This window comes from Pseudomonas sp. L7, from assembly GCF_046605565.1.
In the GTDB taxonomy this organism is placed as follows: Bacteria; Pseudomonadota; Gammaproteobacteria; order Pseudomonadales; family Pseudomonadaceae; genus Aquipseudomonas; species Aquipseudomonas wayambapalatensis.
In genome coordinates this window covers 2560861-2576399 of sequence record NZ_CP176784.1, presented here as the reverse complement: position 1 = coordinate 2576399, position 15539 = coordinate 2560861, and the positions used below count along the sequence as shown (strand labels likewise).

At 65.3% G+C, this 15539-nt stretch carries 10 protein-coding genes; 3 read left to right on the top strand and 7 right to left on the bottom strand.

Annotated elements, in window-relative coordinates:
• Positions 1–7: 7 nt before the first annotated feature.
• Together ACK3BK_RS11675 and ACK3BK_RS11670 are read right to left on the bottom strand one after the other, a co-directional pair.
• The gene (locus ACK3BK_RS11675; protein WP_186709683.1) at positions 8–631 is read right to left on the bottom strand and encodes a LysE family translocator; all 624 of its coding nucleotides are present in this window, start codon (positions 629–631) and stop codon (positions 8–10) included.
• A 118-nt stretch (positions 632–749) separates the two neighbouring features.
• Complete coding sequence (locus ACK3BK_RS11670) at positions 750–7097, bottom strand: amino acid adenylation domain-containing protein (RefSeq protein WP_411384348.1); 6348 nt, start codon at positions 7095–7097, stop codon at positions 750–752.
• A 414-nt stretch (positions 7098–7511) separates the two neighbouring features.
• Between ACK3BK_RS11670 and ACK3BK_RS11665 the strand changes: the two genes are divergently transcribed.
• Together ACK3BK_RS11665 and ACK3BK_RS11660 are read left to right on the top strand one after the other, a co-directional pair.
• Positions 7512–8276, top strand: a complete 765-nt coding sequence (locus ACK3BK_RS11665; protein ID WP_411384470.1) for a helix-turn-helix transcriptional regulator — start codon at positions 7512–7514, stop codon at positions 8274–8276.
• Between the two features lie 16 nt (positions 8277–8292).
• Complete coding sequence (locus ACK3BK_RS11660; protein WP_411384347.1) at positions 8293–9690, top strand: efflux transporter outer membrane subunit; 1398 nt, start codon at positions 8293–8295, stop codon at positions 9688–9690.
• 43 nt (positions 9691–9733) lie between these two features.
• Here the strand turns inward: ACK3BK_RS11660 and ACK3BK_RS11655 are convergent, their stop codons facing one another.
• From ACK3BK_RS11655 to ACK3BK_RS11640, 4 genes are all read right to left on the bottom strand, one after another.
• Positions 9734–10714 (bottom strand): LLM class flavin-dependent oxidoreductase, encoded by a 981-nt coding sequence (locus ACK3BK_RS11655; RefSeq protein ID WP_411384346.1) that lies wholly within the window; start codon positions 10712–10714, stop codon positions 9734–9736.
• 104 nt (positions 10715–10818) lie between these two features.
• Positions 10819–11730: a LysR family transcriptional regulator gene (locus ACK3BK_RS11650; protein WP_186665023.1), complete on the bottom strand. Its 912-nt coding sequence runs from the start codon at positions 11728–11730 to the stop codon at positions 10819–10821.
• A gap of 28 nt (positions 11731–11758) precedes the next feature.
• A complete protein-coding gene (locus ACK3BK_RS11645) occupies positions 11759–12424 on the bottom strand; it encodes a TraX family protein (RefSeq protein ID WP_411384345.1) in 666 nt (221 codons plus the stop codon).
• 50 nt (positions 12425–12474) lie between these two features.
• Positions 12475–13560: a metal-dependent hydrolase gene (locus ACK3BK_RS11640; protein WP_411384344.1), complete on the bottom strand. Its 1086-nt coding sequence runs from the start codon at positions 13558–13560 to the stop codon at positions 12475–12477.
• A gap of 190 nt (positions 13561–13750) precedes the next feature.
• Here ACK3BK_RS11640 and ACK3BK_RS11635 point away from each other — a divergent pair, with 190 nt between their 5' ends.
• On the top strand, positions 13751–14635 hold the full coding sequence (locus tag ACK3BK_RS11635) for an alpha/beta hydrolase (protein ID WP_186665029.1): 885 nt from the start codon (positions 13751–13753) through the stop codon (positions 14633–14635).
• A 15-nt stretch (positions 14636–14650) separates the two neighbouring features.
• Here ACK3BK_RS11635 and ACK3BK_RS11630 read toward each other — a convergent pair whose 3' ends face one another.
• Positions 14651–15382, bottom strand: a complete 732-nt coding sequence (locus ACK3BK_RS11630; RefSeq protein WP_288376723.1) for a hypothetical protein — start codon at positions 15380–15382, stop codon at positions 14651–14653.
• Positions 15383–15539: the final 157 nt, after the last annotated feature.

Genomic DNA, 15539 nt, shown 5'->3' with positions numbered 1-15539 from the left:
TGAGGGGCTATCGCCGCGCCGCCAGCAAGCCAAGCCCTGCGCATCCCAGCAACGATGCGCTGATCCGGTTGAACAGCCGCCGTGGCCGCGGCTGGTTGAACCAGCGCTGCAGGTAGGCACCCAGCGCCGCATAGATCGCGATCGCCGCCCATTCCAGCAACAGGAACCACAACCCCAGCCACAGGAACTGCTCGCTCACCGGGGTGGTACTGCCGACCGACACGAACTGCGGCAGGAAGGCGGTGAATATGAGGATCGCTTTCGGGTTGCCCGCCGCCACCCAGAACTCCTGGCGTGCCAGGCTCCAGGTGCCGCGCGACTGCCCGCCGGCATGGGCCACCTCTGCCACGGGCGCCCGCCACAATTGCCAGGCGATATAGAACAGGTAGCCCGCGCCCATGAGCTTGATGCTCAGGAACAGGTATTCGCTGGTATGCAGCACCACCGCCAGCCCCATCGCCGCCAAGGTGATCATGCCGCTGAAGGCGAGGATACGCCCACCCCCCGCCAGGCAGGCAGTGCGCAAGCCGTGGCGGCTGGCGTTGTGCAGCGACAGTAGGTTGTTAGGCCCCGGCGCCATGTTCAGGGCGAAACAGGCGGGGATGAACAGCAGCAGGCTCGACAGGTCCATTTTTTTCTCCATGCGGACCCGGGTAGCCTTACCCCCTGGCGCCATGGGGTCAAGCACAGTGGAGCAGTCATTCACCGGCACAGTGGGTGCGGGGCTGCCACGCAGCCCCTTGCCCGCCTCAGATCCTGCGTCGTGCCTTCAGCCCCGGGATGGTGGTGGCCGCGATCTCGACCTGCGGCTTGTCCCACCCGGTACTGGCCGCCAGGCCCGCCAACGTGGGCTGACGGAACAAGGTACGTGCGTCGGCCTGCAACCCCGCCTGGCGCATGCGCGCCACCAGATTCACCGCCAGCAGTGAATGCCCGCCCAGTTCGAAGAAGTTGTCGTCCCGCCCAACCTGCTCGACCTTCAGCACCTCGCTCCAGATCTGCGCCAGGGTCTGCTCCAGTGCGTTGCGTGGCGCCGTGTAGACGCGGCTGATCACCGATTCCGCTCCAGGCTCAGGCAGCACCTTGCGGTCGATCTTGCCGTTGGGGCTGAGCGGCATGTCGGCCAGGGCGACGAAGGCCGAGGGCACCATGTACTCCGGCAGCCGCGCCAGCAGGTGGCTGCGCAACGTATCCAGTGCCGGGGCGGGTTGCCCCTCCCGGCAGGTGAAGTAGGCGACCAGACGCTCGTCGCGCACCAATACCACGCTCTGGCCCACAGCGGGATGCCCGGCCAGCAGGGCCTCGATCTCACCCAGCTCGACGCGCAGACCACGCAGTTTGACCTGGAAGTCGTTGCGCCCGAGGAACTCCAGCTCGCCATCCTCGCGGTAGCGCACCAGGTCCCCGGTGCGGTACAGCCGATCGCCCTCGACGAACGGGCTATCGATGAAGCGCTCGGCCTGCAGCACCGGCAACCCCAGGTAGCCGCGTGCCACACCGACGCCGCCGATGTGCAACTCACCTGCCACGCCGAGTGGCACCGGCCGATCATGGGCATCCAGCACGTAGAGCCGGGTGTTGGCGATCGCCCGGCCGATCGGCGGTGGCGTGCTCGGCAGCGGTTGATCCGGTTCGAGCGTCCAGGCCGTGCTGTCGACCGTAGCCTCGGTGGGCCCATAAACGTTGTGCAAGCGCACCTGCGGCAGGCGCTGGCGCAAGCTGGCAGCCAGCGTCAAGGTCAACTCCCCCCCGCCACAGAAGATGTCAGTCAGGCTCGTACAGCGTTCGACACCCGGCTGCTCGAGAAACTGGTGCAACAATGCCGGGACGAACTTGATCGTGGTGACCTGGCGAGCCTGGACCAGCTGGACCAGGTAAGCCGGATCGCGATGACCGTCAGGGCGGGCCAGCACCAGGCGCAAGCCTGCGCACAACGGCCAGAACAACTCCCAGACCGAACCGTCGAAGCTGAACGGCGCACGCTGCAACAGCGCGTCACCCGGACGCGGCGGACAGATGCGCGAGCCCCAGTGCATAAGGTTGCCCAGCCCGCGGTGCTCGATCATTACGCCTTTGGGCATGCCGGTCGAGCCGGAGGTGTACATCACGTAGGCAAGGTTCGAAGGCGTCAGTGTCGGCACCTGAGGGGCCTGGGCAGGCTGCGCTTGCCAGACACCCTGGTCGAGATCCACCAGCGGCATCGCCAACGGATCGAACAGGCCACGTGTGGCCCCGTGGACCAGCACTGCCAGCGGTGTACTGTCCTCGACCATGTAGCGCAGGCGTTCATCCGGGTAACCAGGATCCAGCGGCACGTAGGCACCGCCGGCCTTGAGCACGCCCAGCAGCCCGACCAGCAGCGACAGGCCGCGCTCGATGCAGACGCCGACTCGCGTGTCAGGCTGTACGCCCAGGGCCACCAGGTGATGGGCCAGGCGGTTGGCCTGCTCGTCGAGTTCACGGTAGCTCAGCGTCGCCTCGTCGGTCTGCAGCGCCACGGCATCGGGCGTGCGCAGCACCTGGGCCTGGAACAGCGCCGGCAGGGTCTTGTGCATCAATTCATGGGGCTCCTCGGTGGCATTGAAGTCGTGCAGCAGCCGGTGCAGCTCGTTCTCCGGCACACTGCACAACTGCTCGATCGGTGCCGAACCACCCTGCTCCAGCGCCTCGACCAGCCCCTCGAGGGTACGCTCGAGGTAGGCCAGCACACGCGCTGCACCCAACACTCGCGGCGCGCGAACGTTCAGGTGCAAGGCCTCGTCCTGATCATCCACCGACAGCACCAGCGCATGGCTGTGTACTTCGCTGGCTTCCAGCAAGCGGGCACCTGGTAATGTCGATTGCCCTGCCACCAGCCCATGGCGGAAATTGATCAGGCTGTTGAACAGCGGCACGCCCGCTGGCAGCCCGCTGCAACGCTGAGCCAGCAGCAAGGGTGCGTCTTCATGGCCCAACAGCCCGGCAAGGCCGGCATGGGTGTCGGCCAGCGCCTGCGCCACGCTGCGCCCCGCCAGGCTCACCCGCAGGGGCAAGCTGTTGATGAACATGCCCAACGCTCGGTCGGCCCCCTCACCCGCCATCATCCGCCCCAGCAACACGCTGCCGAACACCACGTCGTCACGACCGCCCAGTGCCCCCAGCACCTGCGCCCAAGCCAGGTGGAACAGGCTGGCCAGCCCGACATCCTGCTGCCTGGCCAAGCGGCGCAAGGCCTCGGTCAGCACCAGCGGAACCTCATGCGCGAGGCTCTCCAGCGCGTCCGCCTGCACCTGGTCCTCTACTATCCCCGGCAACGTCGGCGGTGCCTCGACACCTGCCAGCAATGCCCGCAGGAACACCTCGTGCCCTTGCTGCCGCACCTCGGCGCCGCTGAGCGCGACGTAGTTGCGATAAGGCACAGGCGCCGGCAGCGCATGCCCCTGATCGCTCATCAAGGCCCGAAGCTCGCCGAGCAACACCTGCACCGACACCGCATCGTTGACCAGATGGTGGAAACGCAACAGCCCCAGCCAACGACCGTGCTCACGGTCTTCAGCCCCCGCCAGCGCCATCATCGGCGCATGACGCAGGTCCAGCGGGCGCTGGGCCGCTGAGTAATGTGCAGATAACTCCTGCGCCGTGTCGCCCGGCCCGATCCGCAACACCTCGACGGGCAGTTGCGCCTGACGCCAGACCACTTGCTGCGGTTGCTCGAGCCCTTCCCAAGCCAGGCTGGTGCGCAGGATGTCGTGACGCTCGACCACCTGCTGCAACGCTTGAGCAAATGCCTCGAACGCCGTGCGGTCGGTAAAGGCGAACAGCGCCTGTTGCTGATAAGGGTCATGGCTGTCGCGCAGGTGGTGATAAAGCAGCCCCTGCTGCAACGGCGCCAAGGGGTAGATTTCCTGCACATTGCCTGCGCCACCCGGTATGCCCGCGACAATGGCGTCGATCTCGCCCTGGGTCAGCGAAACCAGGCTGAGCAGCGCCGGTGTGATATGGGTGCAGTCAGCGGGTACGCGGTTATCCTCCACCTGCGCGAGCAGACGCTGGCTGGCGGCGGCCAGGCTTGCCAGGGTCGGCTGGCCGAACAGCACCTGCACGTCAGCCTGCAGGCCCTGCTGACGCATGCGTTCGACCAGTTGCACCGCCAGCAACGAATGGCCACCCAACTCGAAGAAGTGGTCGTGACGGCCAATGCGCTGCACGCCCAGCAGTTCGCTCCAGAGCGCAGCCAGGCAGACCTCCACGTCGCCGCGAGGCGCTTCATGGGCGCGACGTACCGATGCGGTTTCATCCTGCGCCGGCAAGGCGCGACGGTCGAGCTTGCCGTTGGCGGTCAACGGCCAGTGCTCGATGCGTTGGTAGCCGGCTGGCAGCAAGGCCACCGGCAGAAGCCCGCGCAGGTGCTCATGCAGGTCGCCGGGGGTAACCGCATCGCCAATGAACCAGGCTTGCAGTTGCCCATCGCGCAGCAGCACCACCGCTTCACGCACCTGCGGGTGGCGGGTCAGCGCAGCCTCGATTTCACCGAGTTCAACGCGTACACCGCGAATCTTCACCTGATCGTCATTGCGCCCCAGGTACTCCAGGGTGCCGTCGGCAAACCAGCGCACGCGGTCGCCGGTGCGGTACATCCGGGCACCGACCTCGTCACTGAACGGGTCGTCGAGGAAACGCTCGGCGGTCATCTGCGGGCGATTCAGGTAGCCGCGGGCGACCCCCAGGCCTGCTACATAGAGTTCGCCCGGGACACCGACCGGCAATGGCTTGAGCTGCGCATCGAGCACATACAGCCGGGTATTGGCCACCGGCGTGCCGATATGCAGCGCACCACCCGCCGTCACCCGCCCGGAGCTGGCGACCACCGTGGCTTCGGTAGGGCCGTAGTTGTTGATGACCGCATAGGCCCGCTCACGCGACAGGCTGCGCAGCCGATCCCCCCCCACCAGCAGGGTACGCAGGGTCGGGTGATCGTGCTGGGTGAACGCGTGTTCGGCCACCGGGGTTGGCAGGAAACTGACCTGCAATGGCTGGGCACGCCACCAGCGCAGCAGGTTGTCGATATCTTCGCCACCGTCGCTGCTGGGCGCCAGGTGCAGCGTCGCCCCCGCACACAAGGCTGGCCAGACCTCCCAGGCCATGGCATCGAAACCAAAGCCGGCCAGGCTCGACGTGTGCCCGCCGACGCCCAGGTCAAAGGCCTCGCAATGCCAATCGACCAGGTTGGCCAGCATGCGGTGTTCGACCATCACCCCCTTGGGTTGGCCAGTGGAGCCTGAGGTGTAGATCACATAGACCAGGCTCTCGGGCCCAAGCCCCGCCACGCGAGGGTTGTCCACAATGGTCGTGGCTGCCGGGCAGGCGTCGAGTTCGATCAGCGGCAGCTCATGGCGCGGCAGACGCGCCAGCAGGTCCTGTTGTGTCAGCAGTACCACGGGCGCGCTGTCTTCAAGCAGATATGCGATGCGCTCGCGCGGATGCGCCGGGTCGATCGGTACGTAGGCTGCCCCCGCCTTGAGTATCGCCAGCAGGCCCACAAGGGTATCCAGGCCACGGCGGGCAACCACTGCCACGCGCTGCTCGGGCCTCACACCTCGTTCGATCAGACGCAGGGCCAGAGCATTTGCCCGCTGATTCAGCTCGCCGTAGCTCAGGCTGCGCCCTTCGTGCACAGTGGCAATGGCGTCGGGCATCAGCGCCGCGTGGGCCTCGATCCGGCGGTGCACGACCGGCTCGCCAACGGCACAACCCGTCGCATTCCACGCCTGCATCTGGCGATGCTCGGCAGGTGTCGGCAGGTCGAAATCGGCAACCGCCAACGCCGGTGTCGCCAAGCCTTGGTCGAGCACATGCAGCAGCCGCTGCGCCAATGCCTCGGCCTCCTCGCTTGCCAGCCAGGCGCGGTGATGCACCAGATGCAACCACGCCTTGTCATTATGGCGATTGCTGCGCAGGTGGATGGCCAAGGGCGTGGATTCGTGGCTGTTGGAGACCTTCACCGTGTGGGCGCTGGCCTCGCCGTAGCGGTACTCGTGATCGTCCTGCTCGTAGGAGACCGACACCTCGAACAATTGCCCGCGTTCCTCGCGCAACAGGCCAAGCGCTCGGTTCAGCTCGCTCACCGCCAGTCGCTGATGGCGAAAATCCCGGCGCAGGGTATCGCGTATCGCAACCACCAGTTCGGCGAAGCTCAGTGTCGGGGCAAACGCCAGGGGCACCGCACTGACCTGCACGAAGGTCCCCAGTGTGGCCTTGAAACGTGCACCGCCACGATTGAGCAGCGGCAGCCCCACCACCCAGTCCTCGCGTTGTGCGCTGCGGGAGAACAGCACATGCAGTGCAGCCAGCAGGACATGGAACGCCGAGGCCTGGTGAGCCTCGGCCAGGCGCTTCATGCGCCCATGCAACGCATCGGGAAACGCCTGAACCCAGGTGCGCGAAGGTGCTTCATCGGTGGCTCGACGGTAATGGTGACGCGCTGCCAGCAGCGGCTCCGGCACACTGGCGAAGCGCTTGAGCCAATATGCGCGATCGCGGGCCTGGCGCATCGAGCCCTGGTACTGGCGGTCTTCGTCGATGAAGTCGGCATAACCGACCTGGGCCCGTGGCGCCTCGCCACCCTCGAGCAGCGCCGTGTAATGCTCGCCCAGTGCCTTGAGCATCTGCCCGAAACCCCAGCCGTCGAGGATCAGGTGGTGGGCCTGGGTTGCCAGCCAATGACGTTCGGGGCCCAGGCGAATCAGGGCGAAACGCAGCAGTGCCGTGCCGTCGAAGCGATAACCCTGGCCCATTTGCGCCTGGATCAATGCCGTGGCCGCCGCTGCCGGGTCGGCTTCAGTCGACAGGTCCAGCACGGGCAACGCCAACGTGGCATGCTCGGCGAAGCGCTGCATCGGCAGGCCGTCGGCACCTGCACCTGGCAGCAGCTCGGTGCGCAACACCGGGTTGGCCGCCACCAGTTGCTGCAACGCGTGATGCAGGGTGTCCGGCCGCAGCTCGCCCGTGAGTTCGACATAGCCGCCGATGGTATAGAGCGGAGAATCGCCTTTGCTCAACTGGTCGAGCCAGATGTCCCGTTGAGCGCTGGTCAGGGGGTAGGTATCGGCGGCAGGCATGGGCTGGGAGGGTCCTTCTCCGTTGATCGTCCGCGGATTCAAGCACCGCTTCCGTAACCTGTATGGCCCCGGAAACCCGGACAGTCGTCCGCGCATCCACGGTCGCTGATTTTTCTGTAGGAAATCAGCTACATATCAGCCCCTTCTATAGCCTACCCGCCGCGCCAGCCGTGGCAAACGTGGTGGCAACAGCGGCTTTCTGACGTCAATTTGCCGACTAATGCAGAAAGATCTGCCTTCAACCTGTCCGATTCATCCCCCCATTTTGTCCGAATCGATGCCATTTTCTGTCCCCGGTTTCCACTACAGACGCAGGCACAAGGCCTGGGCTTGAATAGCGCACCCTCGACCGGCCAAGGCGTGAGCCCAGTCGCCACCCGCCTGCGCAGTACCCGACTCAAGGATGAACAGGACATGAAGCTGACCCGCAGCCTCGAACATCACCACGACGCGCGCCTCTACCTGCAACTGGGAGAACTGATCGCCAGCACCGGCGAGGTTCATTTTGCCGAGCGCATGCTCCAATTGGTCGACAGCCTCGTGCCGATTCACCGGCTCGACCTGAGCGAGTGGACCCTGGATGCCCGACAGACCGGCGTCACTCGGGTCAAGGTGCTGGGCGGCGCAGGGCTGGCCCAGGAGTTTCCTCCGCCTGATCAGCCCAACCACCCGCTGCTGCAGAATATCCTGCAGATGAAGGACCCCCTGCTCATTCAGGTCAAGGCGCCGCATGTCACCGGCAACCCGCAACCCAGCGCGCACCAGTGCAACCTGGTGTCATGCAATGGCGACCGCCGTTGGGTCATCTGCTTCCATCGCCTGCCCAGCCAGACGGCCTTTTCCCTCGGCGAACTGTCGCTGCTCAAGCGCCTCTCCGACACCCTGCTGCCCCTGCTTGAACACCATGCACAACACCAGGTGCACGGCCAGGGCGAAGGCGCGGCGATGCCCGATGCGTTGCGCCACGGCTTCGGCGAGCGCCTGGCCCAGGAAGCGGTGCAACTGTCGAGCCGCGAGCAGGAGGTCTGCCTGGGGCTGCTCACCGGCGGCACCGTGCCGGAAATGGCCCAACGCCTGAACGTGAAGAACAGCTCAGTGGAAACCTACCTCAAACGCGCCACCGCCAAGCTTGGCGTCAGTGGCCGCCACGGCCTGGCCAGATGGATGGCCGGTGCCTGACCCCAGAGAACCCGCGATGCCCAAATACTCTGCTGCCTTGTTGGCGGTGTTGCTGACCGGCTGCACCCTGGCCCCCGACTATCAACGCCCCGCCCTGCCTGTCGCCCCTGAATTTCCCCTGGGGGAGACCACCCAGGGCGACATGACGCACGGCCATCAGCACGACGACTGGCACGAAGTGTTCCAGGATCCGTTGCTACGCCAATTGATCGATAACGCATTGCTCAACAACCGCGATCTGCGCGTCGCAGCGCTCAACGTCGAAGCCTATCGCGCGCAGTTTCGTATCCAGCGCTCGGAGTTGCTGCCCAAGGTGTCCGCCGACGCCAAGGGCCAGCGTCAGTACCTGCCGCGGCGCATGACCGGAACCGGTGAAGGCGCCATTACCCAGACCTACGCCGCCACGCTCGGGGTGAGCGCTTATGAGCTTGACCTGTTCGGCCGCCTGCGCAGCCTGAGCGACAAGGCCTTGCTGACCTACCTCGCCAGCGAACAGGCCCGACGCAGTGTGCAACTGGGGTTGGTGGCCAGCGTGGCCAGCAGCTACATGACCTGGCGTGCCGACCTGGAACTGCTCGAACTGTCACGCCAGACCCTGATCGCCGACCAGGAAAGCCTGCGCCTGACCCAAGGTCAGCGCCGCGCCGGCACTGCGTCGGCATTGCAGCAGATCCAGGCGCAGACCAGCGTCGATACCGCCCGTGCTGCAGTAGCGCGCTACCAGCGCCAGGTTGCCCAGGATATCAACCAGCTGACCCTGCTGGTCGGCGCGCCCCTCGATGAGCGCACGCCCAGCTTGCCGCTGGCCTCGCCACAGATCGTCGGTTTGCCAGCCGGCCTGCCCTCGGCACTGCTGCAGCGTCGCCCGGACATCCTCGAAGCCGAATACCAGTTGCGCGCCGCCAATGCCGACATCGGTGCTGCACGGGCGGCATTCTTCCCCAGTATCAGCCTGACCGCCAGCGCTGGCAGCAGCAGTCGCGAGTTGTCCGGGCTGTTCGACGGCGGCACCGGAACCTGGTTGTTCCAGCCGCAGATCAACCTGCCACTGTTCACCGCCGGCAGCCTGCGGGCCAGCCTGGACTATGCACGCCTGCAAAAGGAAATCGAGGTCGCCCGCTACGAGAAATCGATTCAGGGCGCGTTCCAGGAGGTGTCTGACGGTCTGGCCGCGCGCGCCACGTATGAGCGGCAACTGGTGGCCCAACGCGACCTGGTGGCCTCTACCCAGCGTTACTACGACCTGGCCCGCAACCGCTACCGCATTGGCGTGGACAGCAGCCTGACCTTTCTCGACGCCCAGCGCTCGCTGTTCAGCGCTCAGCAGGGGTTGATCAACGACCGGCTGGCGCAACTGCTGGCAGAGGTGAACCTCTATGCCGCGCTGGGCGGGGGCTGGAAAGACTCACAGTGAAGGCGGGCAATGGCAGGCCGTGCTTTGGCGCCTGCCACCCCGTTCAGTTCAGGTCGGCAAGGGCCTGCGCCGCATACGCGTGAGAGCGCAGGCGCGCCAACGGGTCATGGATACGGCAATCGATCATCAACTCATCGGCGCCAGTCTGTTCGATCAGTGCGCGCAACCCAGCCCTCACCCGCTGCGGTCCACCGACTACGGTACAGGCCATCACCTGCTCCAGCACCGCTCGTTCATGGCCCGGCAAACCCTGGACATAACCTTCCTGCGGCAAGGGCAGCAGGCCATGACGTCCGACATGCAGATCGAGCATCCATTTGCGGTGCGAGCTGGCGAGGTAATCGGCTTCGGCATCGCTGGCTGCAGCGAACAGATTGATGCCCACCATGACAAAGGGCTTGGCCAGTTGCGCCGAGGGTTGGAAGTTCGCGCGGTAATGGGCGATGGCCTGCAACAGGTAGCGCGGGGCGAAATGAGAGGCGAAGGCATAAGGCAAGCCGAGCCGGGCCGCAAGGTCGGCACCGAACAGGCTGGAGCCCAATATCCACACCGGCACCTCGTGCTTGCCCGGCACCCCGCGCACCGATCGCTGGCCGTTGTCGGCCAGGTAGTCGCGCAGCTCGGCAATATCCTGGCCAAAGTCACGCTCGGGCGCGACGCCGCGCAACGCACGTACGGTCGGCCCGGAACTGCCTGGGGCACGTCCCAGCCCCAGGTCGATGCGCCCCGGATGCAAGGTATCAAGCGTACCGAACTGCTCGGCAACCACCAGCGGGGCATGATTGGGCAGCATGATGCCACCGGCACCCACGCGAATATGCCGCGTGGCATTGGCGATCTCGTTGATTACCAGCGCGGTGGCGGCAGAGCCGATGCCGGGCATGTCATGGTGTTCGGCGATCCAGTATCGAGCGTAACCGTGCTGCTCGACGTGACGTGCCAGTTGGCGGGATTCCTCGATCGCATCGGCCAGGGTCTTGCCCTCGCCGATCATGACCAGGTCCAGGACAGACAACGCAGTCATGGCGTCTCCATAAGTCGTGACGGGTATGACTGCACAGTGTCCCGGGCCACGCCTGAGCGATAAACCGCAAGGCGGGCCCTACACCCGGTCCCTCCATTCCCCAATCAGTGTTCCCACGGCACTCCGTGCTCCCACCGGGCGACCAGCAGGTCGATGAAGCCTCGCACCCGCGGCGACAAGTGGCGCTTGCTGGGGTAGACGATACGAATCGGGTCGGCCGGCGGCCGGAAACCTGCGAGCACTTCGACCAGCGTTCCGGCGCGCAAGTCGTTGCCGGTGATGTAGGTGGGTAGATGGATAAGCCCGAAGCCGGCGCGGGCGCCATCGAGCATGGCCTCGGAGCTGTCGATGTTCAAGCGCCCGGGCTCTTCGCACAGGTGCAGCCCTTCATCGGTGTGGAAACGCCAGGGGCTGGCCTTCTCGCCCGCCAGAAAAGCAATCTTGTCGTGCCCATAGAGGTCTGCCGGTACCTGGGGCACACCATGGCGCTGCAGGTACTCGGGCGCAGCGCAGGTGACGAACTGCTGCCACGCCACGGTACGCGTCAGCAGTTGCGAGTCCTCCTTGGGCGCACCGATGCGCACGGCAACGTCCACCCCCTCCTCCACCAGATCGACGAAACGGTCAGTGAAGCGAATATCGGCGCGCAGTTCCGGCCATTGCTTGAGGTAGACATCCAGGATCGGCAGCACGTGACGCTGGCCGAACGACAGCGGGGCCGTCAGGCGCAGGGTGCCTGTCGGTCGTCCGCGGCGCTGGGCCATGGTGGTCTCGACTTCGTCCAGGTCTTCGAGGATCTGCCGCCAGCGTTCGAACGCCACTTGGCCTTCATCGGTCAGGCTCAGTTTGCGCGTGGTGCGGTTGAGCAGGCGTACTGCCATGCGCGATTCGAGGCGTGCGATGCTCTTGCCCACCGCCGAGCGGGTCAGGCCCAGGCTCGCGGCGGCTGCAGTGAAGCTGCCGGCCTTCACGGCACTGACGAAGGCTGCGATGTCGCCGAAGCGGTTAGGTTCCATGGGACTGTTCCTGGATATCCGAGGCTCCCTAGGATGGGGGCAGATCCAGGTATTGCAAGGCCTTGATCGCCATCAAGTGCAAGGGATAGAACCCGTAGGCCCAGCGCCCTACAGGCACGATGGACGCCCCCTGGTAGGCCAGCATCCGCAAACCCAATGGCAGCGCCATTGCAGCTGTGGCCAGCACCAGCAGGGAAAAAGGCTGCCAGGGATGTGCCCGCAACCAACTGTTGGTCAGGTTGGCGCCCATTGCCAACAGGCAGGGCACCAGCCATCCCGGCCAACCCTGCGACCACAGCACCAGGCAGGCCGCCGGCAGCAATACCCCCGGCAAGCCGTACATCAGCCGATCACTGAAAACCAGCGCCAGCCCGGCACTAACGAGCCCGACAATGCGCGCAGCAGCCTGCGGATGCCTCACCCCCCAGGCGACCAGCAGGCCAAGGGTCAGGGTGGGCATGACGTTGAGCGTATGCGAGCCATTGTCCAGCCACCGGTACGGGCCTTCGGCAAGTATCGAGAAGGCCAGCATCCAGCTCAGGTAGCGAGCGTTGGCGGCGGTGTACAGCACGCCTGGCTGGCCGCGCGCGACATGACAGGCGATGACCAGGCAGAACAGTGGAAAGGCCAGTCGCCCGATCACGAACAACCCGTCGGCACTGGGCCACAGGTAGCGCAAATGATCGGCGACCATGCTCAGGATCGCCGTCCACTTGACCAGGTCGAGCCCGCTCGAGCGGCCGTTCAGTGCCCCACCTCGGATTGCGCCGAGGGGTTCAGGTAGCGTGTGGTCCAGGCCGCCAGGGGCAGCGGAGGCTGCTGCTGGAGGATACGACGCCAGATCAGCCCCAGGTCATGGCCGTTGAACATCGCGGCACCGCCACGCCAGTTCGCCGGGGTGTCGACCACCCACTGTCCCTGGCTGTCGCGGTGAGCCATGCTGAAACGGAAGGTGTAGTTACCGGGAATGCCCATGCGCAGGTCGGTGACCACCAGTACATCGCCCACCACGTCATAACGCAGCCAGTCATCGGTGAACCAGCGCAGCCGCTCGTGCAGCGCGACGCCCTCGAGCACCTTGGCGGCCTCCAGGTTCAGCGACAGGCGCTGCATCTCGGGCGGTTCGCGGTCGAACACACTGCTCACGCCCTCGTAGTAATGACCATCCGGTGTCTTGGCCAGCACCCGCCAGACCAGGCTGTTGAAGGCCATGGGCACTGCACGCAGGTGATCGACCGCAACGCCCTGGCGGCCCAAGGCCTCCTGGAAACGCTGCTCGACCGCCGTGCGCCCGGCCAGCCCAAAGCCCAGATACGCCGTGCTGAACACCAGGGCTGCTGTCATCAGGGGTATCGCCTTGCCGCTCAGCCCTCGCCACGCGGCATAGATCACAGCGACCAGCAGTGGCACGGTGTAGACCGGATCGATGATGAACACCGCCGCCCAGCTTTCGGGAATGAGCGGCAGCGGCCAGAACAATTGCGTGCCATAGACCGTGAACGCGTCCAGCAGAGGGTGGGTGACCAGCACCAGCCAGAACGCCACGAACAACCGGGGCCAACGGTATCCCTTGTCGGGCCAGCGCCTTTGCCCAACCCAGGCCACCAGCCACGCCAGCAGCAGCGCCAGACCGGTAAGGACGAAGATCGAGTGGGAAAAACCACGGTGATAGGTCATCTGCGAAACGGGGTCCGCATACCGGATCACCACATCGAGATCGGGCAAGGTGGCCAGCGCGGCGCCATACAGCAGCGAACGGCGGCCCTGGATGCGACCGAGCACCGTACCTTGCAGGGCGGCACCGAGTACGGCTTGGGTAATCGAGTCCAAGGTGAGTCTTCCATCGGCAGGGTCAGGGAAACCTACCCCTCGGCGCCCGCGGCGGCAAGCGTGCAGAGCCCCTCGATGGCACCGGGGAAACAGCTTGCAAACATGTGTCAGCACCGCTCGGGAAAAATTGCCTGCAGCGAGGCCATGGCTTCTGCTAAAAACGACGATTCCCAGCAGCCTGATGACACCCATGACCGACACCCTGCTCACTCACTTCAAACGCCGCTGGCTCATGTGGCTGGCCATGGCCCTGCTGGTGGTGGGCCTGCCCGCGGGCTGCGCGGTCTTGCAGCACAAGGAGCGCGAACTGGTGTTTCGTATCGAGCCGGGCCAGGCCAGTTGGTTCAGGGGCCTGCCTGCCGACGTACAGGAACTGGACCTGCGCCCGCGCAACTTCACCGACGACCAGAGCCTGCATGCCTGGTGGTGGCCGGCCAAACGCGCCGATGCGCCGGCGATACTCTACCTGCACGGCGTACGCTGGAACCTCACCGGCCAGATGTTCCGCATCGAGCAGTTGCACGCCATGGGCTATTCGGTGTTGGCCGTGGACTACCGCGGTTTTGGCCAGAGCCGAGGCGACCTGCCGTCCGAAGCCACGGTTTACGAGGACGCCCGAATTGCCTGGGAGCGCTTCGCCCAGTTGCAGCCGGTGCCGGGCAAGCGCCTGATCTTCGGCCATTCGCTGGGCGGTGCGGTCGCTGTGGAGCTTGCCTCGGAGCTCGCACGCCAGGCACGCCAGCAAGGTAAGCCTGTACCTGCGCGCGGCCTGATTCTCGAATCCACCTTCACCTCCCTTGGCGACGCGGCGGCATCAGTGGCCGATACCACACTGCCGGTGCGCTGGCTGCTGTCGCAGAAATTCGACTCGCTGGGCAAGATCGCCGATATCGGTTTGCCGCTGCTGCTGGTGCATGGCCTGGATGATCGGTATGTGCCCCCCCGCTTCAGCGAGGCGCTGTTCGAGGCGGCCCAACAGCCCAAGACCTTGCTCCTGGTGCCGGGAGCGAGCCACAACAACAGCATGAGCCTGGCCGGCCAGCGCTATCGACGCGCGATCGAAGCATTGCTGTGAAACCACGGGTAACGATCACTGCACCGGCAGGAAATTCATCAATAACAGGCTCTGCGCGTAATTGAGGCCGATCCGTCGATAACGCTCATCCAGCATCTGCGCCAGCAGATCGAGGCGCGCCACGATCTTGCCGAATTCGACGGCAAAGCTGAGGTTGCTGCCCTCCTCCGAGATTTCGTTGGAAAACAGTAGCAACACACCATTGGCGTCCTGGCGCTGACTGAGCATCCAGGTAGCCTTTTCGATGTTGCGCGCGGCGTTATTGACGAACAGTGGATCAATCGCATCGGTCATGTAGAACTCGGTGCGCCCACCGTGGGCGGTAATCAACATGCTGCCGATGGCATAGATGAACGCCCCGACTCGATCTCCACGAAACTCCGGGCTCAAGGCGTAGCTCAGCGCCGCCAGGTCACGGCGCTCGCCCAGTTGCGGCAATGGCTGGCGCTGCTCGATGGCCTGGCGGATCTGGCGCTCGGCGGTGGCCGCATCCAGATAGCCGGACTGCTTCCACTGATTGGGGTTGCGCAGGTAGAGCTTGTTCATCAGCAGATACAGGCTCTGCAGGTTGTCGCGCATGGACAAGGTCGCCATGCGGTCGACACTGGTCTGGAACAACTCGCTGGGATGACCATTGCCTAACTGGGTGAATACGTCGCGCCCCTGCTGCCCGGTGCACGCGCACAGGGCGATCAAGACACCCACCAGCGACAGGCGGGCACGGCGGCGATAGGCAGGAACAGGCATCTGCACCGGGGTCCAGGGTCAGCGGCCGGGCCGGAAATCGGCACAGCCTGGCCATGCATAGAGCCCCTGAACGCCAAAAAGTGCGACGTGCAAGGCAGGTTGATGATTTCCAGTCGCTACGCCTGCGCGATTCGTAACAAGAATTGACGACCAAAGC

Bases quoted from the DNA above. Each gene is read 5' to 3' on its own strand.
- ACK3BK_RS11635 (WP_186665029.1), top strand. From the start codon at position 13,751: ATGACCGACACCCTGCTCACTCACTTCAAACGCCGCTGGCTCATGTGG.
- ACK3BK_RS11660 (WP_411384347.1), top strand. From the start codon at position 8,293: ATGCCCAAATACTCTGCTGCCTTGTTGGCGGTGTTGCTGACCGGCTGC.
- ACK3BK_RS11650 (WP_186665023.1), bottom strand. From the start codon at position 11,730: ATGGAACCTAACCGCTTCGGCGACATCGCAGCCTTCGTCAGTGCCGTG.
- ACK3BK_RS11645 (WP_411384345.1), bottom strand. From the start codon at position 12,424: ATGGTCGCCGATCATTTGCGCTACCTGTGGCCCAGTGCCGACGGGTTG.
- ACK3BK_RS11665 (WP_411384470.1), top strand. From the start codon at position 7,512: ATGAAGCTGACCCGCAGCCTCGAACATCACCACGACGCGCGCCTCTAC.
- ACK3BK_RS11670 (WP_411384348.1), bottom strand. From the start codon at position 7,097: ATGCCTGCCGCCGATACCTACCCCCTGACCAGCGCTCAACGGGACATC.
- ACK3BK_RS11675 (WP_186709683.1), bottom strand. From the start codon at position 631: ATGGACCTGTCGAGCCTGCTGCTGTTCATCCCCGCCTGTTTCGCCCTG.
- ACK3BK_RS11630 (WP_288376723.1), bottom strand. From the start codon at position 15,382: ATGCCTGTTCCTGCCTATCGCCGCCGTGCCCGCCTGTCGCTGGTGGGT.
- ACK3BK_RS11655 (WP_411384346.1), bottom strand. From the start codon at position 10,714: ATGACTGCGTTGTCTGTCCTGGACCTGGTCATGATCGGCGAGGGCAAG.